Here is a 23,459-nt window from a genome sequence, read left to right as displayed (position 1 = left end):
TCGAGAAAGCGGTCCGGGAGATCCTCATCGCCCTCGGTGAGGACCCGGACCGTGACGGGCTGGTGCGCACCCCCTCCCGGGTGGCCCGGGCCTACCGGCACGGACACCGACGTCGGCAAGACCATCGTCACGGCGGCGATCGCGGCGGCGGCGCAGGCCGCCGGGCTGCACGTCGCCGTGGTCAAGCCGGGGCAGACCGGCACGGCCGAGGGCGGCCCCACCGACATCGACCAGGTGACCCGCCTGGCCAACCCGCACACCGCACGCACGCTGGCGTCCTACCCGGAGCCGCTGGCCCCGCTGGCCGCCGCCAAGGTCGCCGGCCTGGCCGCCCTCGAGCTCTACGAGGTGGTCGACGCCATCCGCGCCGAGGCCGGCAAGCACGACCTCGTCCTGGTCGAGGGCGCCGGCGGGCTGCTGGTCCCGATGGGGGTGCGGCCCTCGGGCGAGGCGTGGACCCTGGCCGACCTGGCCACCACGCTCGGCGTGCAGACCATCGTGGTGGCCCGGGCCGGCCTGGGCACCCTCAACCACACGGCGCTGACGCTGGAGGCGCTGGAGCGCCGGGGGGTGCCCGCGAAGGTCGTCCTCGGCGCCTGGCCGGCCGAGCCGGCGCTGGTCCACTGGGCCAACCTGACCGAGCTGCTCCCCCACCTGGTCGGCGCCCTTCCGGACGGCGCCGGCGGCATGGAGCCGGGCGTCTTCCGGCGTTCCGCGCCCGGCTGGCTGACCCCGGCCCTCTACGGTGTCCTCGACGACTGGCGGGTCTGGGCCGAAGAGGTCAGCTGACGAGGGTTTTGTGCCCTCACCCCGCCTGCCGCCGCGCGGCGGTAACGGAACGTCGCTAGCGTGTGTGGCTCGTGATCCGTTCGCCGAGGGGCTGGGACTGTCGTGGATGGCATAGGCGGGCAGGTCGCGCTGGTGCTGGTGCTCGTGCTCGTGAACGCGGCCTTCTCCGGCAGCGAGATGGCCCTGGTGTCGCTGCGCGACAGTCAGGTGCAGCGGCTCGAGCGGATGTCGCGCCGCGGCCGGGTGCTCGCCCGGCTGGCCCGCGACCCGAACAGGTTCCTGGCGACCATCCAGATCGGCATCACGCTGGCGGGCTTCCTGGCCTCGGCGGCCGCCGCGGTGTCGTTGTCGCAGCCGCTGATCGAGCCGCTGAGCTTCCTCGGCTCGGCCGCGGAGCCGACCGCCATCGTGATCGTCACGATCGTGCTGACCTTCGTCACGCTGGTGATCGGCGAGCTGGCGCCGAAGCGGATCGCGATGCAGCGCACCGAGGGCTGGGCGCTGGTGGTCGCCCGCCCGCTGGACATCCTCTCGACGATCTCGCGGCCGGTGGTGTGGCTGCTCAGCGTCTCGACGAACCTGCTCGTCCGGCTGGCCGGCGGCGACCCGGCGGCGCAGCGCGACGAGGTCAGCACCGAGGAGATCCGCGACATGGTGGCGGCACAGCAGGACTTCTCGATCGAGCAGCGGACCATCATCAGCGGCGCGTTCGAGATCGCCGACCGGATCCTGCGGGAGATCCTGGTGCCGCGCCGCGACGTGCTGACGCTGCCCGCCGGGCTGGCCGCGCCCGAGGCGCTGACCCAGTTGATCGGCGGCGCGCACTCCCGGGCGCCGATCGTCGGGCCGGCCGGGCTGGACGACATCTACGGGGTGGTGCACCTGCGCGACCTCATCGGCGCGCAGGGCCCGGTCGACGCGGTGGCCCGGCCGGCGCTGTTCCTGCCCGAGACGCTGCGGGTCTCCGACGCGCTGCGGCAGATGCGGCTCGATCGCCAGCAGTTCGCCCTCGTGGTCGACGAGCGCGGCGCGATCGACGGCATCGTCACGATGGAGGACCTGGTCGAGGAGATCGTCGGGGAGATCTACGACGAGACGGACAGCGACGTGCTGGCGGTGGTGAAGGAGGCCGACGGCGCGCTGCTGATGCCGGGCTCGTTCCCCATCCACGACCTGCCGGACATCGGCTTCGACGACGCCGGCCCCGACGAGGGCGACTACACGACCGTCGCCGGGATGGTGCTCGCCGCGCTGGGGCACATCCCGACCACGCCGGGCGAGGTGGTGACGCTGCCACAGTTCACGGCCGAGGTCGTGGAGATCACCGGGCGCGCGATCACCCGCGTCCGGCTGCGCGCCCTGCCCGGCCCCGACGAGGACTAGCCGGCCGCCGCCGGCCCGAGGTGGGTCGCGGCACGTCGTTTCCTTCGCGCCGCGACCCGGGCCGTGAGCCGTCAGCCCTCGACGCCGGCCAGGTTCTCGCAGCCGGTGGTGGAGGTGAAGTCCTGCCGTACGCAGGTGTCGCCGGCCGCGGTGTTCGTGCCGCCGTCGAGCCAGTCGGTCACCTCGTCGTACTGCTCCCAGACGCCGGGGATGTAGTTGGCGTCGAGCCAGTCGTCGCCGGAGCCGCCGTACAGCCTGTCGACGCCCCAGTGGCCGATCAGCGTGTCGTTGCCGCCGTTGCCGTACAGCTTGTCGACGCCCTCGCGGCCGTCGATGTAGTTCGCCGCGGCGTTGCCGGAGAGCCGGTCGTTGCCGTGGCCGCCGATCAGGTTCTCCACGTCGGCGCCGATGGTGTCGCCCTCGCCCGTGCGGCCGTCGTCACCCTTGCGGCCGTCGAGGTCGACGCTCACCGCGCTCTTGTACTCGGTGTATGCGGCCGTGTCGACGCCCGGGCCGCCCAGGTAGCGGTCGGCGTCCTTGCCCGTGAGCTGCCGCGAGTTGTAGGAGTCGTTGCCGGACTCGCCGTAGAACCTGTCGTTGCCGGTGCCGTTGGTGAAGCTGTCGTTGCCCGTTCCGCCCCAGGCCGCGTCCGTGCCGGGGCCGTCGCTGAGCTCGTCGTTGCCGGCGCCGCCGTAGAGCTTGTCGTTGCCCGACTCGCCGTAGAGGGCGTCGTTGCCGCCGCCGCTCTTGAGGACGTCGTTGCCGGAGCCGCCGTAGAGCCGGTCGCGGATCGAGCCGCCGGTGAGCTTGTCGTTGCCGGTGCCGCCGTCGGCGGTCATCGGCAGGTCGGTGTTGTTGACGATCGTGTCGGTGCGGTCGTAGGCGTAGACGCGCAGCAGGGTCGGCGCCGTGGCCGGAGTGCAGCGCGCCTTGGTCTTGTCGCCCTTGACCGGCTTGCAGCCGGCCCCGACCTTGATGGTGACCGTGTCGTCGACCGTGACCGTGTTGCCGGTACGGGTCAGCGTGATCCTGCTCTGCTTGCCCGTGGCCGTCTTGTATTCGACGACGGTGCCGCCGACGACGGACAGCAGACCGGCCTTGCCGGCGGCCTGGGCCGGCAGCGCGGCCATGGACAGCGCCGCGGAGACAGCGGCGGCAGTGGTCAAGCTTATTGCGGCACTGAGCCGCCATGGAGCCGATGACATGTGGATCCTCCCCCGTTGAGGTTGAAACTGCCCGCAGAATACAAACGCGTTCCAACGCTGGGAAGATCGCGCGGCTTCAGCGACCGGAGGGCCGCGGCCGGTGGCGCTGTACACCGACAGTTTGTGCGACATTCACGCTCGTGGCGTCGATCGCCGCGAATTTGGCTTACGTAGCCATTGCGGATGACGGGGGCGCTTTCACTAAGCTCACAGTGACCGCGAGCGATCATTGCGTGAGGTGGTTTCCCCGTGACGAACAGCAGCCCGGTGTCGGGCGATGCCTTCGAATACCTGGACAACGTCGGACCCGAGGAGCAGCGCCGTCTCGAGGCGGTGCGCCGTTACCGGCTGGTCGATCAGCCCGTCGAGGACGCGTACGACCGGATCGCGTTCGTCGCCGGCGCCATCTTCGACACGCCGATCGCGACGGTCTCCCTGGTCGAGCAGGACCGGGTGTGGCTCGCCGCCTGTCACGGGCTCACCGGCGTCCGCGAGGTCGGCAAGGAGCCGGGCCTGTGCGCGTCGGTCATCGCGCAGGACGACGTCTATGTGATCAACAACGCGGCGGTCGATCCCCGCACGCTCGAGCACCCGCTGGTCCGCGGCGAGCTCGGCCTGCGCTTCTACGCGGCCGCGCCGATCCGCACCCACGACGGTTACCGGCTCGGCACGGTCAACGTGATCGACAATCGGCCGCGCGAGGCGTCGCAGCGGCACCTCAAGGCCCTGGAGCACCTGGCGTCGATGGTCTCGGACGAGCTGGAGCTGCGGCTGATGGTGATCCGCAGCGCCGCCGCCGAGCAGCGCATGCGCGAGACGGTGCACTGAGACATCACACCGGGAGGGGCGGCCGGTGATGGGCCGTCCCTCCCCGCACCGTGTCGCGGCTCGCGCGTAGGAATCGGCGCCGGCGGGTAACCCCGGATGCATGCGGACTCCCCGGAAAGTCGCCGTGGTCGCGCACCGGCGCAAGACCCTTGGCGGCGGGCTCGACGAGCTGCGCCGTCTCATCACCGACGAGGGTGTCGACGATCTCGACTGGTACGAGGTGCCGAAGAGCCGCAAGGCCCCCAAGCGGGTGCGCCGGGCGATCGAGGCCGGCGTCGACCTGCTGATCGTGTGGGGCGGCGACGGCATGGTGCAGCGAACCATGGACACGATCGCCGACACGCCGGGCGGCGCCAAGGTGCCGGTCGCCATCATCCCGGCCGGCACCGCCAACCTGCTGGCCACCAACCTCGGCATACCGCACGACCTGCCGGAGGCGGTGCGGATCGCCTTCCACGGCAGCCGGCGCCGGCTCGACCTCGGAGTGCTCAACGGCGAGCATTTCGCGGTGATGGCCGGCATCGGCTTCGACGGCGCGATGATCCACGACGCGGACGGCGAGCTGAAGGATCGGATGGGCAAGCTCGCGTACGTCTGGACGGGCCTGCGCCACCTGAACGGCCCGGCCCCCAAGGCGAAGATCAAGGTGGACGGCACGCCCTGGTTCTCGGACCAGGCGAGCTGCGTGCTGGTCGGCAATGTCGGCACCGTGACCGGCGGCATCACGGCGTTCGACGACGCGCGGCCGGACGACGGCTGGCTGGACGTCGGCGTGGCCACCGCCCGCGGCGCGACGCAGTGGGCGCGCACGATGGGCCGGATGGCGGTGGGGCGTTCGGACGATTCGCCGTTCGTGCGCATGACCCGGGCCCGCCGCGTCGACGTGAAGCTGGCCGAGCCGCTGCGGTACGAGCTGGACGGCGGCGCCCGCGAGGCGGTACGGAGAATTCGGATCAATGTGGCGCCGGGCGCCGTCGAGGTGTGCGTGCCGGACCGCGAATCGGACGATCGATAGAAGGGTGCGGGTGGGGCTCGTGGCCGTAGACCGGCATGTCCCGGTTGGAGTCTGGCCCGCGGCGGGCGGACCTGACAGAGTGCCCGCATGATCTGGAAGGGACGGCCCGGCGCGGTCGCCGCGCTCGGGCTCCTGCTGGACCGCACCTACGCCGAGATCGCCGCGGCGGGGGCGCATCCGCACCGGATGGACCGGCCCTTCCTGCTCGGGCAGTTCGAGCTGTGGGACACCCACCTGCTGCCCGCGGTCGCGGCGGCGGCGGCACCGGTCCGGGCCCGCGGCCGGGCCGCCCGGGCGGTGTGGCGCGATCTGGGCGCACGCGCGCGGCCGGAGCACTGGGACTGGCTGCGAGCGCACCTGGTCGAGCTCGGCATCGAGCCCGGGCCGCTGCTCGACCCGGACGCGACGGCGCCCGGCGCGCAGGCGCCCGCGGAGCCGGGCCCGGGGCCGGTCGGCACGCTGGCCGTGCTGCAGACGCACATCCTGAAGAGGCTGGGCGGGATGCACGACCTCGGCCGGCTGCGCCGGTGGGAACTGGCCGCGGCGGGCACGATCTGCGCGGGGCTGGGCACGGCGACGATCCGCCTCGCCGGGAGCCTCGGCGGGAGGGCGCGCCGCGAGCGTTCGGCGGACCGCCGGCTCCGGGCGCTCGTCGAGCAGAGCGACGGCTGGGCGCGCGCCTTCCTCCGGCACGCGGCCGCGGGCATCGACGGCCTGACCGTGCCGCGGGCGGCCGGCGCGGCCCCGCCCGCGCCCGAACGGATCACGGTCGGGACCGCCGGGCGGCTCCTCGACGGCCTCGACTTCACCACCGCACGGATCCGCGCGGTCGACGGCACCGACCCGGTGCTGGTCCACCTCGATCTGCGCCGGACCGAACCGGACCGGGAGGCGATCGGGGTGATCGTCCTGCACGTGCCGCGGCTCTCCGCGCGCCTCGACGTCCCGCCGGAGGGCCTCGTCATCGCCGGCCGCCCTCGCCTCGAGGCGAGCGCCGACGACATCGAACTCACGATTCCGCTTGCCGACGGCGACTGGCGGGTCAGCGCCGCCGCCGGCACCTGCTACACCGACTGAGCGGATAACAGTCAGGCGATCTGCTGCCACCAGCCGTCGACGGCGGGCGGGTTGTCGACGTCCACCCGCTCGCCCGGCCGCGGGATCGCCAGGCGCACGTCGCGCGCCTTCGCCTCGCGCCAGGCCCGGTCGGCGGGCTCCGGCCAGTCGTGCAGGGCCAGGTTGAAGGTCGCCCAGTGCACCGGGATCATCAGGCCGCCGCGCACGTCCACGTGGGTGGCAACGCCGTCCTCCGGCAGCATGTGGATGTCCGGCCAGGCGTCGCCGTACGCGCCGATCTGCACCAGCGTCACGTCGAACGGGCCGTGCTCCTCGCCGATGTCGGCGAAGCCCGGGAAGTAGCCGGTGTCGCCCGAGTAGAACGCCTTGCGGTTCGGCCCGGCGATCACCCAGGACGCCCACAGCGTCTCGTCGCGGGAGAAGCCGCGGCCGGAGAAGTGCCGCGCCGCGGTCGCGACGAACTCGATGCCGGCCACCGTGGCCCGCTCGTTCCAGTCCAGCTCGATGATGCGGGTCACCGGCACGCCCCAGCGCTCCAGGTGCGCGCCGACGCCCAGCGGCACCAGGAACGGCGCCGCCTGCAGGTCCACCAGGTTGCGGATCGACTCCATGTCCAGGTGGTCGTAGTGGTCGTGGGAGATCAGCACGGCGTCGATCGACGGCAGCTCACGCAGGGCGATCGGCGGCTCGTGCAGGCGCTTGGGCCCGGTCAGCCGCGACGGCGAGCAGCGCTCGCTCCACACCGGATCGAGCAGGACCCGGCGGCCCTCGATCTCGATCAGCGCCGAGGAGTGCCCGTACCAGGTGACGTGGAGGCCGTTGGGGTCCGCCTCGGCGGGCTCCGGGCGGACCAGCGGCACCGGCCCGGACGGATACCTGCGGTCGCGGTCGGTCAGGGCCGACGCCAGGATCCGCGGCATGGCGGCCGCGGGCATCATGGTCGCGGGTTCGGTGTTGCGGAACCGGCCGCCGGCGAACTGCGGCGAGCGGAGGTACCGCGCGCCGCGCTCACCGTCGGCCCGGGCGCCGATCTTGCGGGCGCCGAGCTGGAGCGGGATGTCTCGCGCGGCCCACACCGCGGCGGCACCCAGAGCCAGGGCGGCCCATGCCCCGGTACGCCACCGACGGCCGTCTGCCTGTTTCGCCATGCGCGATTCCTCCGTGTCAGTGTCTGTCCCGACTGCCAAGTCTGACCGCCTACGGGCGCAAACCGCCACCGTGGTGCTGTGGATCTCCTCAATAGGCGCGTCCACCAGGACTGTCGACACCCGTGGGAGGGATTTCAGGGAATCCGTCGCGCCCGGGTGCGGCCCGGGACCGCCGGGCTGGATGCATTAGCGTCGGGCACATGGATGATCCACGCGCCCAGCGCCTGTTCGGCGACCGGCTCGTCGCCCCCGGCGACCTCGCATCCAGCCCCTTCCGCGTGGACCGCGACCGGATCGTCAGCTCGCCGTTCTTCGCGCGGCTGGGCGGCGTCACCCAGGTGATCAGCCCCGGCGGCGGCGGCCTGCTGGTGCACAACCGCCTCACCCACAGCCTCAAGGTCGCCCAGGTGGGCCGGGCGATCGCCGAGCGCCTGCTGCGCGACGAGCGGTACGGCGACGTGCTGGAGAAGCTGGGCGGCTGCGACCCGGACGTGGTCGAGGCGGCGGCCCTGGCGCACGACCTGGGCCACCCGCCCTTCGGCCACCTCGGCGAGCGGGTGCTGGACCGGCTGGCCCGGCAGCGGCTGGGCCTGCCCGACGGCTTCGAGGGCAACGCGCAGTCGTACCGGATCGTGACGAGCACGGAGATCCGCGGCCAGGCCACGCTCGGTCTGAACCTGACGGCCGCGACCCGGGCGGCCATCCTGAAGTACCCGTGGACCCGGCGCACCGATCCGACGCCGCACCCCCGGCACCTGGACCCGCCGCCGCGCGGCGCGGCGGCGCCGCCGGACGACCCGGACAGCGGCTCGCTGAAGTTCGGCGCGTACTCGACCGAGATCGAGGACATGGTGCAGGCCCGGCTGCCGTTCGCCGGGCGGGTCGCGGACTGGCAGCAGACGGCCGAGGCGTCGGTGATGGACACGGCCGACGACATCGCGTACGCGATCCACGACCTCGAGGACGTGCACCGGGTCGGGGTGCTGCAGCAGGGCGCGGTGGCGGCGGAGCTGATGGCGTGGCAGCGCTCGGCGTTCCGCGACGTGCCGGACGAGGAGCTCGCGTCGTCGCAGCGCCGGGCCGGCGGCGCCATCGAGGCGTTGCGCCGCCAGTTGCACCGCAAGGACGGCTGGGTCAGCGACGACGACGCGTTCGCGGCGGCGGTGGAGCAGGTCCGCGCGGAGCTGGTCGACGGCCTGCTCGGCGCGCCGTTCGACGGCTCGCTGGAGGCGGAGGCACAGGTGGCGGCCTTCTCCGCGACCTGGACCCGGCGGCTGGTCGAGTCGATCGAGGTCACCGAGGCGCCGGCGGTGCGCTCCGGACACGTGCTGCTGGCCCCGGCGCAGTGGCACGAGGTGCAGGTGCTCAAGTTCGTGCAGAACACCTTCGTGCTGGCCCGCCCGGATCTGGCGCTGCACCAGCGCGGCCAGGCCCGGCTGCTGGGCTCGCTGGTCGAGGCGCTGCTGGCCTGGCTGGCGGACCCGGACGAGACGGAACGCCTCCCCCGCCGGATCCGCGACCTGGTCGAGCTCGCCGAGGCGGAGCTGCCGGCGGGGACCGCGGACCGGCTGACCCGGGCCCGCGGCCGTGCGGTGATCGACTTCGTGGCCGCCCTGACGGACAGCCAGGCGGTGGCCCTGATGGAGGCCCTGTCCGGCCGGTCCCGCCAGCTCTGGACGGACTCCTTCGTCCTCTGAGAGCTGAATCAACTTCATGGCACTTCGCCAGCAACGGTGTAATCATGTAATCAACACCGATGCTGGAGGTTGTCATGCGCTTCCGTCCGCCCTCCGGGGCCCGTACCGAGCCGCCGCCCGCCGACGACGCCGCAGCCTGGATCACCGGTGCCGCACCCGACGGGTGGTTCACCGAGCCGCCGCAGGTCGTCGTCGATCGCGACGAGATCATCATCTGGGGCCGGGTGCCCGAGCCCGAGCTCGGCGACAACGCCACCGACGCCGACACCGCCGCCGCCCGGGCCGGGCGGATCCACCAGTTCCGGGAGGACACCCGGGACGATCGGATCAAGGTCGCCCTGCAGGTCGAGCACCGCTACCAGCGCAAGGTCAGCTGGGGCGCGCGCTGCGGCGACACCGAGGAGCTGTTCACCCACCTCTCCGCGCCGGTCATGACGCGGCTGCGCCAGCCGGAGCGGCTGGTGCTCGACACGCTCGTCGACGCCGGGGTCGCCCGCAGCCGGTCCGAGGCGCTGGCCTGGTGCGTGCGCCTGGTCGGCGAGCACACCGAGGACTGGCTCACCGACCTGCGCGACGCCATGACCAAGGTCGAGGACCTGCGCCGCCGCGGCCCCGACACCGTCTGAGCAAACCGCCCGCACCCGCGACGCACTAGGGTGATCGGGTGCTGCCCGAGGTCAATGCCACCCGATATGTCACCCCACTGCGCGAGGGCGGGTCGCTGCCCGGGATCGTCGAGGCCGACAACCACGGCACCTACGTGGTGAAGTTCCGCGGCGCCGGTCAGGGGCCCAAGGCCCTCGTCGCCGAGGTGATCTCCGGTGAGCTCGCCCGGCGGCTCGACCTGCCGGTGCCGGAGCTCGCCGTCACCCACCTGGACCCGATCGTCGCGCGCGCGGAGCCCGACGAGGAGGTGCAGGAGCTCATCAGGGCGAGCGCCGGCGCCAACCTCGGCATGGACTACCTGCCCGGCGCGCTCGGCTACGACCCGGTGGCGCACCCGGTCGAGGCCGACCTCGCCTCGCGCACGCTGGCCTTCGACGCGTTCGTGGAGAACGTCGACCGCAGCTGGCGCAACCCCAACCTGCTGATCTGGCACGGCGATCTCTGGCTCATCGACCACGGCGCCACGCTCTACTTCCACCACAACTGGCCGCGGGCCGGCAACGTCGCGCAGCGGGCGTACAAGTGGGACGACCACGTGCTGAGGCCGTACGCGACCAACCTGGCGACCGCGGGCCCGGCCCTCGCCGCCGAGCTCACCCCGGGGCTGCTCGAGGAGGTCATCGCGCTGGTGCCGGACGAGTGGCTGGCCGAGTTCGACTTCCCGAGCGCGGAGCAGGCCCGCGCCGCCTACCTGGGCCACCTGCGGACCCGGGCCGCGGCCTGGCCGGCCTGGCTGCCGGGAGCCGCCGCATGAGGATCCCGTACGAGTACGCGATCGTCCGCGCCGTTCCCCGGGTCGAGCGCGGCGAGCTGATCAACGTCGGCGTGCTCCTCTACTGCCAGCGCGCCGACTTCCTGGCCGCCCGCACGCACCTGCACGAGGACCGGCTGCTCGCCCTCGATCCGCACGCCGACCTCGACGGCATCCGGGCGGCGCTGAAGTCCTGGGAGACCACCTGCGCCGGCGGCGCGGACGGCGGCGCGGCCCGGACCATGAAGCCCGGCGAGCGGTTCCGCTGGCTGGTGGCGCCGCGCAGCACGATCCTGCAGGCCGGCCCGGTGCACATGGGCCTCGCCGCGGACCCGTCCGCCGAGCTGGACCGGCTGGTGGAGTTGCTGGTGCGCTGAGGCCACTAGATAGTGGTGCCATCTAGGTAGCGGTGCTACCTTCTGCCGCGTGGATCGGCGAACGCAGTGGCTGCGCGGGGTGCTCGACCTCTGCGTGCTCGGCGCGCTCGCCCGCGGCGAGTCCTACGGCTACGAGATCGCCCAGCGGCTCGAGGCCGGCGGCCTCGGCGTCATCGCCGGCGGCACGCTCTACCCCGCCCTGCTCCGGCTGGAGCGCCTCGGCCTGCTCGTCACCGACTGGCGGGCCGGCGCGGGCGGGCCGGCCCGCAAGTACTACCGGCTCAGCGACTCCGGCGCCGCCACCCTGCGCAGCGCCGGCGCGGACTGGGCCGTCTTCGTGGGCAACGTCAACGCAATCATGGAGGTCCCGTGACCGTCGATGACTGGCTCGCCGCCCTGTCGGCCGAGCTGCGCCGCCGCCGGATCGATCCGGCCGGGCCGGTCGGCGAGGCCGCCGCGCACCTGCGCAACAGCGGCCAGGCCCCGCTCGAGGTCTTCGGGCCGCCGGCCGCCTACGCCGTGGCCGTCGTGGACAGCCTGCGGGGCGCGACCCGCGAGCCGCGCCCGCCCCGGTCCGGCGAGCCGCTCCTGCGCGCCACCGGGATCACCAAACGGTACGGCCGCAGAACCGTCCTCGACGACGTCGACCTGAGCGTGCACGCCGGCGAGGTACTGGCGATGATCGGCGCCAACGGCAGCGGCAAGAGCACCATGCTGCGGATCTGCGCCGGGCTGCTCTCGCCCGACGCCGGTCACGTCCGGCTCGGCGGCACCGTCGGCTACTGCCCGCAGAGCGGCGGCACGTCCGACTTCCTCACGCCCGACGAGCACTTCGTGCTGGTCGGCGCCGGACGGGGCGTCGGCCGTACGGAGGCCAAGGCGCGCGGCCGCTCGATGGCCGCGGCCCTCGACTGGGCCGGGGCACCCCGGGCCGGGGAGACCCGGCACCTGTCCGGCGGCACCCGGCAGAAGCTGAACCTGATCCTCGGCCGGCTCGGCGACCCGGACGTGCTGCTGCTCGACGAGCCCTACCAGGGCTTCGACAACGGCACCTACCTGGACTTCTGGCAGCAGGTGTTGCGCTGGCGCGACGCCGGCAAGGCGATCGTCGTGGTCACCCACCTGCTCAACGAGCTGGACCGGGTCGACACCGTGCTGGATCTGACCCCGGGCGGTGCGCGATGAGGAAGACCCTGGTCGTGGCCGAGATGGCGCTGCGCGAGATCTCCCGGCGCCGCGGCGTGCTGATCCTGCTGGCGCTGCTGCCGCTGGCGTTCTACTACAGCCGGCGCGGCGAGGCCTACTGGCAGTCGGTGCGCTTCGTGTCGCTGGGCATCGGCTGGACGCTGAGCACCGCGGCGCTGTTCGCGGGCAGCGCGGCGCGCGCCATCGAGCCCCGGCTGCGGATCGCCGGCTACGCCACGCACCAGCTCTACCTGGGCCGGCTCGTCGCGCTGTGGACCGTCGGGCTCGCCCTCGCGCTCCCCTACTACCTGCTGATCCGCCTCGACCTCGACAGCGTGCGGTACGACGCCATCGCGCTGATCCTGGTGCTGACCGTCGCGGTGGCGCCGCCGCTGGGGCTGGCCGTGGCCGCGCTGCTGCCGCGCGAGCTCGAGGGCATGCTGGTGCTGCTCACCATCGTCGCCATGCAGATGATGCTCGATCCGGACAAGGCCGTGGCCCAGGTGCTGCCGTTCTGGTTCACCCGCGAGATCGGCACCTACGCCGTCGAGAGCGGCGCCGGCACCGAGCACGTGAGCCGCGGCCTCGTGCACGCCGCGACGGCCCTGGCCGTGTTCCTCGCCGTGGTGGCCCTGGCCACGACGCTGCGGCTGCGGCGCCGGTCGCACATCTCCATCGCCTGAGCCCCGGCCAAGGGGCGCGACAATCGGTCCCGAGCAGGCACACTGGGCCGATGGACCTGCCGATCAACCCGCCCGTCAAGCCGATGCTGGCCAAGCCCGTCGCCGACATCCCGCCGGGGCAGCTCTACGAGCCGAAGTGGGACGGTTTCCGGTCGATCATCTTCCGCGACGGCGACGAGGTGGAGATCGGCAGCCGCAACGAGAAGCCGATGACCCGCTACTTCCCCGAGGTCGTCGAGGCGGTGCTGGCCAACTTCCCGCCGCGGTCGGTGATCGACGGGGAGATCATCGTCGCCGACACGGCCCGCAACACCCTCGACTTCGAGGCCCTGCAGCAGCGCATCCACCCGGCGGCGAGCCGGGTCAAGCTGCTGTCCGAGCAGACACCGGCCGGCTTCGTCGCCTTCGATCTGCTCGCGCTGGGCGACGAGGACCTGACGTTGCTGCCGTTCGCCGAGCGGCGGGCCCGGCTGGAGCAGTGCCTCGCTCCCGCGAAGCCGCCCGTCTACATCACCCCGGCGACCGACGACCTGGAGACGGCGCGCCGGTGGTTCGCCGAGTTCGAGGGCGCGGGCCTGGACGGGCTCATCGCCAAGGGCAAGGACCTCGGCTACGAGCCGGACAAGCGGGTGATGACCAAGATCAAGCACAAGCGGACGGCGGACTGCGTGGTCGCGGGCTACCGGGTGCACAAGTCGGCCGACAACCGGATCGGCTCGCTGCTGCTCGGCCTGCACGACGAGCGCGGCATCCTGGTCTCGGTCGGCGTGATCGGCTCGTTCCCGATGGCGGTGCGCGAGGAGCTGTTCGCCGAGATGCAGCACCTGGTCACCACGTTCGAGGGGCACCCGTGGAACTGGGCGGCGCACGAGCAGGGCGAGCGCACCCCGCGCCGCAACGAGGTGAGCCGCTGGAACAACGGCAAGGACCTGTCCTTCGTGCCGCTGCGCCCGGAGCGGGTGGTCGAGGTGCGCTACGACTACATGGAGGGCCTGCGCTTTCGGCACACCGCCCAGTTCGAGCGCTGGCGGCCGGACCGCGAGCCGCAATCCTGCACATATGAGCAGCTCGAGCGGCCCGTGCGCTTCAACCTGGCGGACGTACTCACGAGCCGCTGACCCTCGTTGTCCGACCGCTCGCGTAGCCTCGTGCGAGCAAGAGCCGATCGAGAAAGGCCGCGCCCCGTGCCGCGTACCCCCCGCCTGGTCCTGGCCGCCCTGCTCGCCGCGGTCGTCGCGACCGCCGGTTGCACGCTGCCGGTGTTCGCGCCCGATTCCGACGAAGCCGTGCCGGGCGCCACCGCGGGCGCCAAGGCGCCGCCCGCGGTGCCGGGCACGCAGGCGCAGTGGGCGCCCTGCCCGGAGATCCCGCAGGACCTGATCGGCCGCGGCGCCTCCGGCATGACCTACGACTGCGCGTCGGTGGCGGTGCCGCGCGACTGGGCGGCGCCGAAGACCGGGCAGACCTACGAGGTCGCGATGATCCGGATCCGCTCGCGCACGCAGCACGACCGGATCGGCTCGCTGCTCATCAACCCGGGCGGCCCCGGCGGCTCCGGCATCGACACGGCTGTCTACCTGTCCTTCGGCCAGGCGCTGGGCGGCCTGCCCACCGAGATCACCGACCGGTTCGACATGGTCGGCTTCGACCCGCGCGGCGTCGGCCGCTCCAACCCGGTCAAGTGCATCAGCAACGAGGACCAGGACGCGACGTTCGCGGCCGTGCCGGACCCGAAGACCGAGGCCGAGTTCCAGGAGATCGTCGCGCTCAACAAGGGCATCGCGGGCGACTGCGGCGACAAGTACGGCGCGGAGCTGCCGCTCTTCTCCACGGAGCAGGCCGCGCACGACATGGACGCGATCCGCGCGGCCGTCGGCGACCCGAAGACGACCTACCTCGGCTACTCCTACGGCACGCTGCTCGGCGCGACCTACGCCCAGCTCTACCCGGGCAAGATCCGCGCCCTGGTGCTCGACGGCGCGGTCAACCCGAAGCAGGACTTCGTGGCCGGCTCCGAGTCGCAGGCCAAGGGCTTCGAGCGCGCGTTCACCAACTTCACCAAGTGGTGCAAGGAGACCGCCGGCAAGTGCCCGATCGCGCCGGACGCCCGCGGAGCGGTCACCGACGCGATGGCCAAGGCTGACGTGTCACCGGTCAAGGGCGACGACGGCCGCGCCGCCACCTCCGGCTGGATCTTCGTCGCGGTGATCTCGTCGCTCTACACCGAGTCGGGCTGGCAGCAGCTCGCCAAGGCCGTCGACAAGCTGCAGACCGGCGACCCGTCGGGCATCTTCGACCTCGCCGATCAATACGCCGACCGCAAGACCGACGGCAGCTACTCCAACCTGTTCGACGCGAACCTCGCGGTCAACTGCGCGGACACCGAGGACGCGCCGTCGGTGGAGAAGGTCCGGCAGTTGCAGGGCGAGTGGCGCAAGAAGTACCCGATGTTCGGCGCGCCGCTGGCGATCGGCATGCTGCCGTGCACCTTCTGGCCGGGCACCAAGGACCCCTACCCGGCCGGGCCGGCGACCGGCGCGCCGCCGATCGTGGTGGTCGGCACCACCGGCGACCCGGCCACCCCGTACGAGAACACGGCCGAGCTGGCCTCCATGCTGGGCACGGGCCATGTGCTCACCTGGGAGGGCGAGGGCCACACCGCGTACCCGAGCACCAAGTGCATCGTGGACGCGGTCGACGGCTATCTCATCGATCTGACGGTGCCGAAGGAGGGCCTGCGCTGTCCGCCTGAGTGAGGCCCTCGCGGGCGGCGAGCTCCTCGAGCAGCCGGCGCACGTGCCGCAGGTTGCTCTTCAGCTCCTCCTGCTCCTCGTGCTGGAAGACGTCGTGATCGACGATGAGCTTGCTGGCGAAGTGCGCCGTGATCAGCGGCACGACGACCAGCACCATGATCGAGATGAGCAGCGCCGCCATCAACCGGCCCTGCCACGTCTCCGGCGAGATGTCCCCGTAGCCGACCGTCGACGCGGTCACCACGGCCCACCAGAGGGCGTCGCCGAAGGACACCTCCTCGAAGTAGTGGTACAGCACGCTGCACGTGGCGATGAGCAGCAGGTAGGAGAGGATCAGCGTCTTCGGGGAGTTGGCGAGCCAGACCAGCCCGCGGTAGATCGCCCGGAACGGCTTCATCAGCGCACGCATCCGGTCATCGTGCCCCGCCCCGGCGGCCCGCGGCTCATCCCGACGGGCGTGTCAGGATGACCGGGTGGCCCAGGCGATCTTCCGAACCGCGACCAGAGCGGATGTCCCCGCGATCCTCGACCTGCTGAACGACGACGACGTGGCTCGCGACCGCGACGCCTCGGCGGCCGGGCGGGCCCCGGTCGCGGAGGAGGCCGACGCGGCCTGCTGGGCGGCGTTCGAGGCGATCGACGCCGATCCCCGCAACGAACTGATCGTGGCGGACGAGGCCGGCACGGTGGTCGGCACCTGCCAGCTGACCTTCACCCCGTCGCTGAGCCGGCGCGGCGCGGAACGCATGACCATCGAGGCGGTCCGGGTCCGCGCCGACCTGCGCGGCCACGGCGTGGGCCGGGCCATGATGCTGTGGTCGCTGGACCGGGCCCGCGCACGCGGCTGCGGGCTGGCCCAGCTCACCACCGACAAGCAGCGATCGGACGCGCACCGCTTCTACGCGTCACTGGGCTTCGCACCGTCGCACGAGGGTTTCAAGCTGCGCCTCTAGCCGCCGTTCTCCCAGTTCGCGGCGTTCTTGCGGCTGGGCTGGACCCGCGGCGGCTCGCCCGGCATCTTCGGATGGTCGGGCGGGTACGGCAGGTCGCCGAGGCCGGCGGCGGCGTCGCGGTCGGACCACTCGAGCAGCGGCGCGATGTCGTGCGCGACGTCGTCGATGCCGGCGTGCGGGTCACCGACCGCGGCGAACCGCGCGGGCACCGTGCGCAGGTCGAAGTCGTCCGGCTCGACCCGGGTCAGCTCGTCCCAGGTGACCGGCGTGGAGACCGTCGCCCGGGCGTTGGCCCGCAGCGAGTACGCGCAGGCGATCGTGCGGTCCCGGGCCATCTGGTTGTAGTCGATGAAGACCCGCTCGCCGCGCTCCTCCTTCCACCAGGCCGTCGTGATCCGGTCGGGGCTGCGCCGCTCGACCTCGCGGGCCAGGGCGATGGCGGCCCGCCGCACGTCGACGAACGAATGGCCGGGCACGATCCGCGCGTAGACGTGCACCCCGCGACCGCCGGACGTCTTCGGGTAGCCGGTCCAGCCGAGGTCGCCGAGGACCTCGCGGACCACCCCGGCCGTGGCCACCACGTCGCCGAAGTTCGTGCCCGGCTGCGGGTCCAGGTCGATGCGCAGCTCGTCCGGGCGGTCCACCGCGTCGCCGCGTACCGGCCAGGGGTGGAAGACGATGGTGCCCATCTGCGCCGCCCAGGCCACGTGGGCGAGGTCCGCCGGGCACAACTCGTCGGCCTGCCGGCCGCTCGGGAACGCGACCGTCGCGGTCTCGATCCAGGGCGGCACCCCGCGGGTCGGTATCCGCTTCTGGAAGAACGCCTCCCCCTCGATGCCGTCGGGGAAGCGCTGCAGGGTCGTCGGGCGGCGGTTCAGGGCGCGCAGAATGCCGTCGCCGACCGCGAGGTAGTACTCGAACACGTCCCGCTTCGTGTAGCCCGGACCGGGAAAGACGATCTTGTCGGGGCTGCTCAGCCGTACCGGACGACCGGCGACCTCGACCTCGACGGCGGGTGACTTGGCAGATGGGGCCATGCGACGACCTTAAGGCAGCAAGGCGGAGGGCCGCCCCCGGAAGATCCGGTGGCGGCCCTCGATGTTGCTGGAACGTCAGGCGCTGCGGCGACGCCGGCTGTAGTACACCGCGGCCGCGCCGCCGGCCACCAGCATGCCGCCGATCGCCATGGTGAGGCCCATCGGCGCACCGGTCAGCGGAAGCGTGCCCGCGCTGACGCCGCTCGGCTTGCTCGGCGTGGCCGCCGGAGAGGTCTCCGGGAGCTCTCCGGCCGGCGGCGTGGTGAGGACGCTGGCGGACGGCACCGGGCCGTACCCGCCGTTGCCGCGGGCCGGCGCGACGTCGGCGTCAGCGGCGTCGGCGTCGGGTGCGCCGGCGTCGGGTGCCGCCGCGATGTCGCCGGGCGCGCCGGGAGCGACGGCCACGGCGCTGGTGGTCTCGCACTGCTCACCCTGCGGCACATCCGCACACGGGGTGGTCATGACTGCCGGCTGGTTGGCGCGGGCGGCGGACTCGTCGCCCGTCGCGGCGGCCGGGGACCCGGTCAGGGCCAGGGCAGCGATGACGGTAACGCCGGCCGCGGGCAATCCAGCGGCCAACCGGCGCGTGAAGCTCATGAGGGGAATCCGTTCTGTTGCGATAGGTCGTCAAGGTCCGATGTGAGCTTAGCGGCTTATGCCCGAATTTGTCGCATCTTCCCTTAGCGGGTCGTTTCAGCTCGGAACGCCACCGAAGCGGTGACTGCGCCACAAGTGCGACAATGCGAAGACCTTAAGCTCGAACTGCGGGTCGGCCGCGAAGAGATCGCCGCTGTACGGCGCGCGCAACTGCACGCTCGCCCCGGACTCCAGGTACACGGAGACGACGTTGCGGCCCCCGCGCCGCTCGGCCCGCAGATCGACGACCCGGCTCCACGGCTCGACGTCCGCGCCGAACGGCGTCACCGTGTGGATGCCGCCCGCATCGACCGCGGTGCCGAGCCGGGACCGCAGCAGGACGCCGGCGACCGCACCGGCCAGCGGCGGACCGAACGCGATCAGCGGCCAGGCCCAGTGCGGTGGCGTGGCGCGCGTCCAGCCCAGCGCCCCCAGCGTGGCCAGGAGTGACAGCGCCGCGGCGAGAACGCCGAGGTACATGCCGTGGCCGAGAGCCTGCTGCCAGGTGGGGCGGAAACGCGCTGCATCCATGCCTGTTCAACGGCTCGGGTCACCGCCGGCGGCGCACTGGCGGTGCGCCGCGAGGCATCGACGTACCTTTGAGGCATGGCAACCGACAAGACCACCCCGCCCACCACCGAGGAAGAATGGCGGGTCCGGCTGAGCCCCGAGGAGTTCCGGGTGCTGCGCGAGGGCGCCACCGAGCCGGCCTGGCGCGGCGAGTACGTCGACACCAAGACCGAGGGCACGTACGCGTGCCGCGGGTGCGGCGCCGAGCTGTACCCGAGCGACACGAAGTTCGACTCGCACTGCGGCTGGCCGTCGTTCGACGACGCCATCCCCGGCGCGATCAGGGAGATCGAGGACCGCAGCCACGGCATGGTCCGCACGGAGATCCGGTGCGCCCGGTGCGACGGCCACCTGGGCCACGTCTTCAAGGGCGAGATGATGACCGAGAAGAACACCCGGCACTGCGTCAACAGCCTGTCGATCAGGCTGGACCCGAAGTAGGCACCGGGCTGAGGTCCTCCACCGTGTAATGCACGCCGGTGCCGGGCGCCTGCGCCTCGGCACCGGCGACGACCCGCCACCGCGAATCCAGCCGCGGCGCGAACGTGTCGCCCTCCACGGCCAGGTCGATGCGGGTACGCACGATGTGGTCGGCCATCGGCAGGAACGCGGCGTAGATCGCGCCGCCGCCCATCACCCAGAAGTCCTCGTGGACCTTCAGCAGGTCGTCGATCGAGCCGAACACCTCAGCGCCCGCGGCGCTCCAGCCCGGCTGCCGGGTCAGCACCACGTTGCGGCGCCCGGGCAGCGGCCGGAACCGCTCCGGCAGCGAATCCCAGGTGGCCCGCCCCATCACCACGGTCGAGCCCATCGTGCGGTCCTTGAAGATCTGCTGCTCGCCGGGGAGACGCCAGGGTATGGCGCCGTTCGCCCCGATCACCCCGTCGCGGGCCTCGGCCCAGATCAGATGCACGGTCATGTCGTCGTCACACCGCCACCGGCGCGCGCAGCGCCGGGTGGTGCTGGTAGCCGGAGAGCGAGAAGTGCTCGTAGGTGTAGTCGAACAGCGAGTCGGCCGGCGCGATCTCCAGCTCCGCGAACGGGTACGCCGGACGGCTGAGCTGCTCGCGCACCTGATCGACGTGGTTGGAGTAGATGTGGCAGTCCCCGCCGACCCAGATGAAGTCGCCGGGAACCAGGCCGACCTGCGCCGCGATCAGCTGGGTCAGCAGCGCGTAGCTCGCGACGTTGAACGGCACGCCGAGGAACATGTCCGCGCTGCGCTGGTAGAGCTGGCAGGAGAGCCGGCCGTCGGCGACGTAGAACTGGAACATCGCGTGGCACGGCGCGAGCGCCATCTCCGGCAGCTGGGAGACGTTCCAGGCGGAGACGATCATGCGGCGCGAGTCCGGATCGCTGCGCAGCGTGGCGAGCAGGTCGGTGATCTGGTCGACGTGACCGCCGTCGGGCGTGGGCCAGGAACGCCACTGCCGCCCGTAGACCGGGCCGAGATCGCCGTTCTCGTCGGCCCACTCGTCCCAGATGGTCACCCCCCGCTCGCGCAGCCAGCGGGTGTTGCTGTCACCACGCAGGAACCAGAGCAGCTCGACCGCGACGGACTTGAAGTGCACCCGCTTGGTGGTGATCAGCGGGAAACCCTGCGACAGGTCGTAGCGCAGGCGCTCGCCGAAGAGGCTGACCGTGCCGGTGCCGGTGCGGTCCGCCTTCGGGGTGCCGGTCTCGAGGACCCGGCGCAGCAGATCTTCGTACTGGGTGTCGACCATGACCGCCACGCTAGCGCCTCAGCGCGCCCGGGGCCGCCGGGGACCCAGGGCGTCGCGGGTCGTCACACGAACTAGTGCGCCCAGGATTCGCTCATCGCCGAGATCTGCTGATTGAGCTGCTGGAGGTCGCGGTTCGGCTCCTCGCCCGCCTTCTTCGCCGGGTCGACCGCGGAGAATCCGAGCTGTTCGCCGAGCTGCTGCCAGCGAGCGAACAGGATCGATTCGATCAGGACGTCCTTGACGTCCTCGTGCGCGGCCTCGAGCTCCTTCACAGCAGCCTCGTACCGCTCCACCTTTTTCAGCAGGTCAGAACTATCGCGAGTGGTCATACCGGCAGGCTACCCAGAAATGAACCTTTTTCAGGTTGATATCCGGAAAGACCGGCATGCCCCGTTCCCCACGCTACAGGTCGAACTCGCCGTCCTTGGCCCCGCCGACGAACGCGTCCCATTCGGCCGGGGTGAAGAACAGCACGTCCCCGTCGGGGTGGCGCGCGTCCCGCACGGCCACGCCGGCGTCGAGCAGCGCGACCTCCACGGCGGCGGCACCCGCCTGCTCGGACGCGGCGCTGCGGCGCCACACGGCGTTGGTCAGGTCGGCCTCGAACTTTTCCACGCGCACAGTGTGCCAAGCGGCGACACCGGACGGAAGGGAGGTAACCGGTACGGGTTCAGAGCACCAGTTCGCTGCCGTCCGGCCCGACCGCGTCGGCGTTCTCGTCGTCCATCCAGATGCCGTCGCTGGCCAGGTAGCGGAAGCTGTAGCGGCCCGGGTCCAGCCGGACCGTGACCGTGCGGGTGCCGTCGCGGCGCACCTTGAGCTCGTGCAGCCCCGGCTCCCAGTCGTTGAACGTGCCGACCACGCTCACCGAGCCGGAGGGCGCGTCCTTCGGCAGGCAGAACGTCACCCGGGTCTTGTTGCCGAAGAGCTTGCTTCGCTTGATCATTTTCCCCTCCAGACTCCGCGTCACCTCCTGTCCCAACCGCACGAGGGCGCGCCGAGTGACGCATAAAATCCGGTTCATGTATCCGGAGCCCCGCGAAGAGATCAGGGTGGCGTCGTTCCGCGATCTCGACGCCACCACCCTGTACGCGATCCTCAAGCTGCGCGTCGACGTCTTCGTCGTGGAGCAGAAGTGCCCGTACCCGGAGCTCGACGGGCGCGACCTCGAGCTCGCCACCCGGCACGTGTGGCTGGCCCGGGGCGACGAGGTCCTCGCCTACCTGCGGATCCTCGACGACGGCGACGCCGAGCGGATCGGCCGGGTGGTGACGGCGCCGAACGCCCGCAAGGGCGGCTACGCGGGCCGGCTCATCGAGCACGCCCTCACGGTGATCGGCGCCCGGCCCAGCCGGCTGTCGGCACAGGCGCACCTGACCGGCTACTACGCCCGCTTCGGCTTCACCCCTTCGGGGCCGGGATTTCTGGAGGACGACATCCCCCACGTACCCATGAGTCGCCCCTAGGGAAGCGAGGCGACGATCTCGGTGACCGAGCGACGGCGGCCGGTGTAGAACGGCACCTCGTCGCGGACGTGCCGGCGGGCCGTCGAGGCACGCAGGTCGCGCATCAGGTCGACGATGCGGTGCAGCTCGTCGGCCTCGAACGCCAGCATCCACTCGTAGTCGCCGAGCGCGAACGACGCGACCGTGTTGGCCCGCACGTCCGGGTAGCCGCGCGCCATCTTGCCGTGCTCGGCCAGCATCGCGCGCCGCTCCTCGTCCGGCAGCAGGTACCACTCGTAGGAGCGCACGAACGGGTAGACGCAGATGTAGGGGCGCGCCTCCTCGCCGGCCAGGAAGGCGGGCAGGTGGCTCTTGTTGAACTCGGCGGGCCGGTGCAGCGCCATCTGCGACCAGACCGGCTCGAGGTGCCGGCCGAGCGCGGTGCGCCGGAACAGCCCGTACGCCTCCTGCAGCGCGTCCGGCGACTCCGAGTGCCACCACACCATCAGGTCGGCGTCGGCGCGCAGGCCGGAGACGTCGTACGTGCCGCGCACCACGACGTCCTTGCCGAGGAGCTGCTCGAACAGCGCGTCGACCTCGCGGGCCAGGTCCTCGCGCAGCGCGGGCAGCGACGACGAGGCCCGGAAGACCGACCACATCGTGTAGCGGATCGTCGCGTTCAGTTCCTTGACCCGCGCGGCGTTGGTCTGCGACTGGTCGGTCATCGATCCTCCAGGTGAGTCAGTACGTCATCCGCGGCGCTCTCGCCGCTGGCCACGCAGGCCGCGATGCCGACGCCGTCGTACGCGGCGCCGGCCAGGGCCAGGCCGCGAACCCCGGCGAGCGCGGACCGGGCCAGGGCGACCCGGTCGAGGTGGCCGGGCGCGTACTGCGGCAGCCCGCCGCCCCACCGCTGCACCCAGGAGGCGAGCGGGGCCGGCAGCGGGTCGCCGATCAGCGCGCCGAGCTCGGCGTGCGCGGTCGCGGCGAGCGCCGCGTCGTCGTGCTGCAGCCGTGCCTGCTCGCCGGCCCGCCCCAGCGACGCCCGGATGATCACCGGACCACCCTCGCGGCGCAGGTGCGACCACTTGTGCGTGAAGAACGTGGCCGCCTTGACCACGGTGCCCTCGGTCGGCGGAACCAGGAACCCGGACAGGTCGGGCAGCGGCGTGCCGGGCGGCAGCGCGAGGGCGACCAGGGCGACGCTCGCGTAGTCGAGCGCCTCGACCTCGGACGCCGCGGAGAGATCGATGCCGGCGAGCAGCCGGGCGGCCGGGCGGGCGGGCACGGCCAGCACGACGGCGTCGGCCTCCTCGGTCCGCGGCTCCGGCACCGGGCCGAGCAGCAGCCGCCAGCCGCGCGCGGTCCGGGCCAGCTCGCGGACGGGCAGCCCGAGGCTGATCCGGGCGCGCGCGGCGGCCCCCCCGGCGGGGGTCTCGGCGCACAAGCCGCCGGCGTCCGCGGCGAAGAACGGGCGGGCGGGGCCCCGGCCCGCCGCGGCCGGGGGGGCACGGGCGGCGCCGCCCCGGGGGTGGTC

At 72.4% G+C, this 23,459-nt stretch carries 30 protein-coding genes and 1 pseudogene; 18 read left to right on the top strand and 13 right to left on the bottom strand.

The features are described from left to right. The 3 genes and pseudogenes from AB0F10_RS31835 to AB0F10_RS31825 all read left to right on the top strand — a co-directional run. Positions 1–95, top strand: a pseudogene (locus AB0F10_RS31835) (GTP cyclohydrolase I); the annotation flags it as partial. Beyond that, positions 52–789 (top strand): dethiobiotin synthase, encoded by a 738-nt coding sequence (gene bioD / locus AB0F10_RS31830; RefSeq protein WP_360633361.1) that lies wholly within the window; start codon positions 52–54, stop codon positions 787–789. The pseudogene AB0F10_RS31835 and the gene bioD, both read left to right, overlap by 44 nt. A 102-nt stretch (positions 790–891) precedes the next feature. Next, positions 892–2,172 carry a hemolysin family protein gene (locus AB0F10_RS31825; protein WP_360633358.1) on the top strand — a complete coding sequence of 427 codons (1,281 nt, stop codon included), beginning with the start codon at positions 892–894 and terminating at the stop codon, positions 2,170–2,172. Between the two features lie 71 nt (positions 2,173–2,243). On the opposite strand, the gene AB0F10_RS31820 is transcribed toward AB0F10_RS31825, so the two are convergent. Further along, positions 2,244–3,338, bottom strand: coding sequence for a calcium-binding protein (locus tag AB0F10_RS31820; protein ID WP_360633355.1), 1,095 nt, complete (start codon positions 3,336–3,338; stop codon positions 2,244–2,246). Positions 3,339–3,626: 288 nt separating this feature from the next. Here AB0F10_RS31820 and AB0F10_RS31815 point away from each other — a divergent pair, with 288 nt between their 5' ends. From AB0F10_RS31815 to AB0F10_RS31805, 3 genes are all read left to right on the top strand, one after another. Further along, entirely contained in the window at positions 3,627–4,205 is a 579-nt protein-coding gene (locus AB0F10_RS31815; protein ID WP_360633352.1) for a GAF domain-containing protein, read from the top strand. Between the two features lie 100 nt (positions 4,206–4,305). Then, positions 4,306–5,220 (top strand): diacylglycerol kinase family protein, encoded by a 915-nt coding sequence (locus AB0F10_RS31810; RefSeq protein ID WP_360633349.1) that lies wholly within the window; start codon positions 4,306–4,308, stop codon positions 5,218–5,220. Positions 5,221–5,307: 87 nt separating this feature from the next. Then, positions 5,308–6,297, top strand: a complete 990-nt coding sequence (locus AB0F10_RS31805; protein ID WP_360633346.1) for a hypothetical protein — start codon at positions 5,308–5,310, stop codon at positions 6,295–6,297. An 11-nt stretch (positions 6,298–6,308) separates the two neighbouring features. On the opposite strand, the gene AB0F10_RS31800 is transcribed toward AB0F10_RS31805, so the two are convergent. Further along, entirely contained in the window at positions 6,309–7,445 is a 1,137-nt protein-coding gene (locus AB0F10_RS31800) for an MBL fold metallo-hydrolase (RefSeq protein WP_360633343.1), read from the bottom strand. A 200-nt stretch (positions 7,446–7,645) separates the two neighbouring features. Here AB0F10_RS31800 and dgt point away from each other — a divergent pair, with 200 nt between their 5' ends. From dgt to AB0F10_RS31755, 9 genes are all read left to right on the top strand, one after another. After that, the gene (gene dgt, locus AB0F10_RS31795) at positions 7,646–9,142 is read left to right on the top strand and encodes a dGTP triphosphohydrolase (RefSeq protein WP_360633340.1); all 1,497 of its coding nucleotides are present in this window, start codon (positions 7,646–7,648) and stop codon (positions 9,140–9,142) included. Positions 9,143–9,201: 59 nt separating this feature from the next. Beyond that, entirely contained in the window at positions 9,202–9,768 is a 567-nt protein-coding gene (locus tag AB0F10_RS31790; protein WP_360633337.1) for a hypothetical protein, read from the top strand. A 38-nt stretch (positions 9,769–9,806) separates the two neighbouring features. After that, on the top strand, positions 9,807–10,562 hold the full coding sequence (locus tag AB0F10_RS31785) for a HipA family kinase (RefSeq protein WP_360633334.1): 756 nt from the start codon (positions 9,807–9,809) through the stop codon (positions 10,560–10,562). Next, positions 10,559–10,936: a DUF3037 domain-containing protein gene (locus AB0F10_RS31780; protein WP_360633331.1), complete on the top strand. Its 378-nt coding sequence runs from the start codon at positions 10,559–10,561 to the stop codon at positions 10,934–10,936. The genes AB0F10_RS31785 and AB0F10_RS31780 overlap by 4 nt, the downstream gene beginning before the upstream one ends. 49 nt (positions 10,937–10,985) lie before the next feature. After that, positions 10,986–11,309 (top strand): PadR family transcriptional regulator, encoded by a 324-nt coding sequence (locus AB0F10_RS31775; RefSeq protein WP_360633328.1) that lies wholly within the window; start codon positions 10,986–10,988, stop codon positions 11,307–11,309. Beyond that, positions 11,306–12,121, top strand: coding sequence for an ATP-binding cassette domain-containing protein (locus AB0F10_RS31770; RefSeq protein ID WP_360633325.1), 816 nt, complete (start codon positions 11,306–11,308; stop codon positions 12,119–12,121). Before AB0F10_RS31775 ends, AB0F10_RS31770 begins: the two co-directional genes overlap by 4 nt. Further along, the gene (locus AB0F10_RS31765; RefSeq protein WP_360633322.1) at positions 12,118–12,804 is read left to right on the top strand and encodes a hypothetical protein; all 687 of its coding nucleotides are present in this window, start codon (positions 12,118–12,120) and stop codon (positions 12,802–12,804) included. Before AB0F10_RS31770 ends, AB0F10_RS31765 begins: the two co-directional genes overlap by 4 nt. A 50-nt stretch (positions 12,805–12,854) precedes the next feature. Further along, positions 12,855–13,922, top strand: coding sequence for an ATP-dependent DNA ligase (locus AB0F10_RS31760; RefSeq protein ID WP_360633319.1), 1,068 nt, complete (start codon positions 12,855–12,857; stop codon positions 13,920–13,922). A 66-nt stretch (positions 13,923–13,988) separates the two neighbouring features. Then, the gene (locus AB0F10_RS31755; RefSeq protein WP_360633316.1) at positions 13,989–15,560 is read left to right on the top strand and encodes an alpha/beta hydrolase; all 1,572 of its coding nucleotides are present in this window, start codon (positions 13,989–13,991) and stop codon (positions 15,558–15,560) included. Here the strand turns inward: AB0F10_RS31755 and AB0F10_RS31750 are convergent. Continuing rightward, positions 15,511–15,966, bottom strand: coding sequence for a potassium channel family protein (locus AB0F10_RS31750; RefSeq protein ID WP_360633313.1), 456 nt, complete (start codon positions 15,964–15,966; stop codon positions 15,511–15,513). The two genes, AB0F10_RS31755 and AB0F10_RS31750, sit on opposite strands and share 50 nt — an antisense overlap. A 64-nt stretch (positions 15,967–16,030) precedes the next feature. Between AB0F10_RS31750 and AB0F10_RS31745 the strand changes: the two genes are divergently transcribed. Continuing rightward, the gene (locus AB0F10_RS31745) at positions 16,031–16,510 is read left to right on the top strand and encodes a GNAT family N-acetyltransferase (RefSeq protein WP_360633310.1); all 480 of its coding nucleotides are present in this window, start codon (positions 16,031–16,033) and stop codon (positions 16,508–16,510) included. Here the strand turns inward: AB0F10_RS31745 and ligD are convergent. The 3 genes from ligD to AB0F10_RS31730 all read right to left on the bottom strand — a co-directional run bounded on the left by ligD (position 16,507) and on the right by AB0F10_RS31730 (position 18,714). Continuing rightward, entirely contained in the window at positions 16,507–17,547 is a 1,041-nt protein-coding gene (gene ligD / locus AB0F10_RS31740; RefSeq protein WP_360633307.1) for a non-homologous end-joining DNA ligase, read from the bottom strand. The two genes, AB0F10_RS31745 and ligD, sit on opposite strands and share 4 nt — an antisense overlap. Before the next feature lie 75 nt (positions 17,548–17,622). Continuing rightward, the gene (locus AB0F10_RS31735) at positions 17,623–18,144 is read right to left on the bottom strand and encodes an LPXTG cell wall anchor domain-containing protein (protein ID WP_360633304.1); all 522 of its coding nucleotides are present in this window, start codon (positions 18,142–18,144) and stop codon (positions 17,623–17,625) included. Between the two features lie 96 nt (positions 18,145–18,240). Further along, positions 18,241–18,714 carry a hypothetical protein gene (locus AB0F10_RS31730; protein WP_360633302.1) on the bottom strand — a complete coding sequence of 158 codons (474 nt, stop codon included), beginning with the start codon at positions 18,712–18,714 and terminating at the stop codon, positions 18,241–18,243. 75 nt (positions 18,715–18,789) lie between these two features. On the opposite strand from AB0F10_RS31730, the gene msrB reads away from it, so the two are divergent. Continuing rightward, complete coding sequence (gene msrB, locus AB0F10_RS31725; RefSeq protein WP_360633299.1) at positions 18,790–19,194, top strand: peptide-methionine (R)-S-oxide reductase MsrB; 405 nt, start codon at positions 18,790–18,792, stop codon at positions 19,192–19,194. On the opposite strand, the gene AB0F10_RS31720 is transcribed toward msrB, so the two are convergent. From AB0F10_RS31720 to AB0F10_RS31700, 5 genes are all read right to left on the bottom strand, one after another. Further along, the gene (locus AB0F10_RS31720) at positions 19,175–19,672 is read right to left on the bottom strand and encodes a dihydrofolate reductase (RefSeq protein WP_360633296.1); all 498 of its coding nucleotides are present in this window, start codon (positions 19,670–19,672) and stop codon (positions 19,175–19,177) included. The genes msrB and AB0F10_RS31720 overlap by 20 nt on opposite strands. Before the next feature lie 7 nt (positions 19,673–19,679). Next, positions 19,680–20,477: a thymidylate synthase gene (locus AB0F10_RS31715; RefSeq protein WP_360633293.1), complete on the bottom strand. Its 798-nt coding sequence runs from the start codon at positions 20,475–20,477 to the stop codon at positions 19,680–19,682. A gap of 71 nt (positions 20,478–20,548) precedes the next feature. Beyond that, positions 20,549–20,806: a hypothetical protein gene (locus AB0F10_RS31710; protein ID WP_360633290.1), complete on the bottom strand. Its 258-nt coding sequence runs from the start codon at positions 20,804–20,806 to the stop codon at positions 20,549–20,551. Between the two features lie 73 nt (positions 20,807–20,879). Continuing rightward, on the bottom strand, positions 20,880–21,092 hold the full coding sequence (locus AB0F10_RS31705) for a DUF397 domain-containing protein (protein ID WP_360633287.1): 213 nt from the start codon (positions 21,090–21,092) through the stop codon (positions 20,880–20,882). 55 nt (positions 21,093–21,147) lie between these two features. Then, the gene (locus AB0F10_RS31700) at positions 21,148–21,423 is read right to left on the bottom strand and encodes an isoamylase early set domain-containing protein (RefSeq protein ID WP_360633284.1); all 276 of its coding nucleotides are present in this window, start codon (positions 21,421–21,423) and stop codon (positions 21,148–21,150) included. Between the two features lie 76 nt (positions 21,424–21,499). Between AB0F10_RS31700 and AB0F10_RS31695 the strand changes: the two genes are divergently transcribed. Then, positions 21,500–21,943, top strand: a complete 444-nt coding sequence (locus AB0F10_RS31695; RefSeq protein WP_360633281.1) for a GNAT family N-acetyltransferase — start codon at positions 21,500–21,502, stop codon at positions 21,941–21,943. Here the strand turns inward: AB0F10_RS31695 and hemQ are convergent. Further along, positions 21,940–22,647 carry a hydrogen peroxide-dependent heme synthase gene (hemQ, locus tag AB0F10_RS31690; RefSeq protein WP_360633278.1) on the bottom strand — a complete coding sequence of 236 codons (708 nt, stop codon included), beginning with the start codon at positions 22,645–22,647 and terminating at the stop codon, positions 21,940–21,942. The genes AB0F10_RS31695 and hemQ overlap by 4 nt on opposite strands. Then, on the bottom strand, positions 22,644–23,459 hold an 816-nt coding region (locus tag AB0F10_RS31685), incomplete at its 5' end, for an FAD-dependent oxidoreductase (RefSeq protein ID WP_360633275.1). The genes hemQ and AB0F10_RS31685, both read right to left, overlap by 4 nt.

It is taken from the genome of Actinoplanes sp. NPDC026623 (genome assembly GCF_040638275.1).
Lineage (GTDB): Bacteria > Actinomycetota > Actinomycetes > Mycobacteriales > Micromonosporaceae > Actinoplanes.
This window is presented reverse-complemented; position numbering and strand designations above follow the sequence as displayed.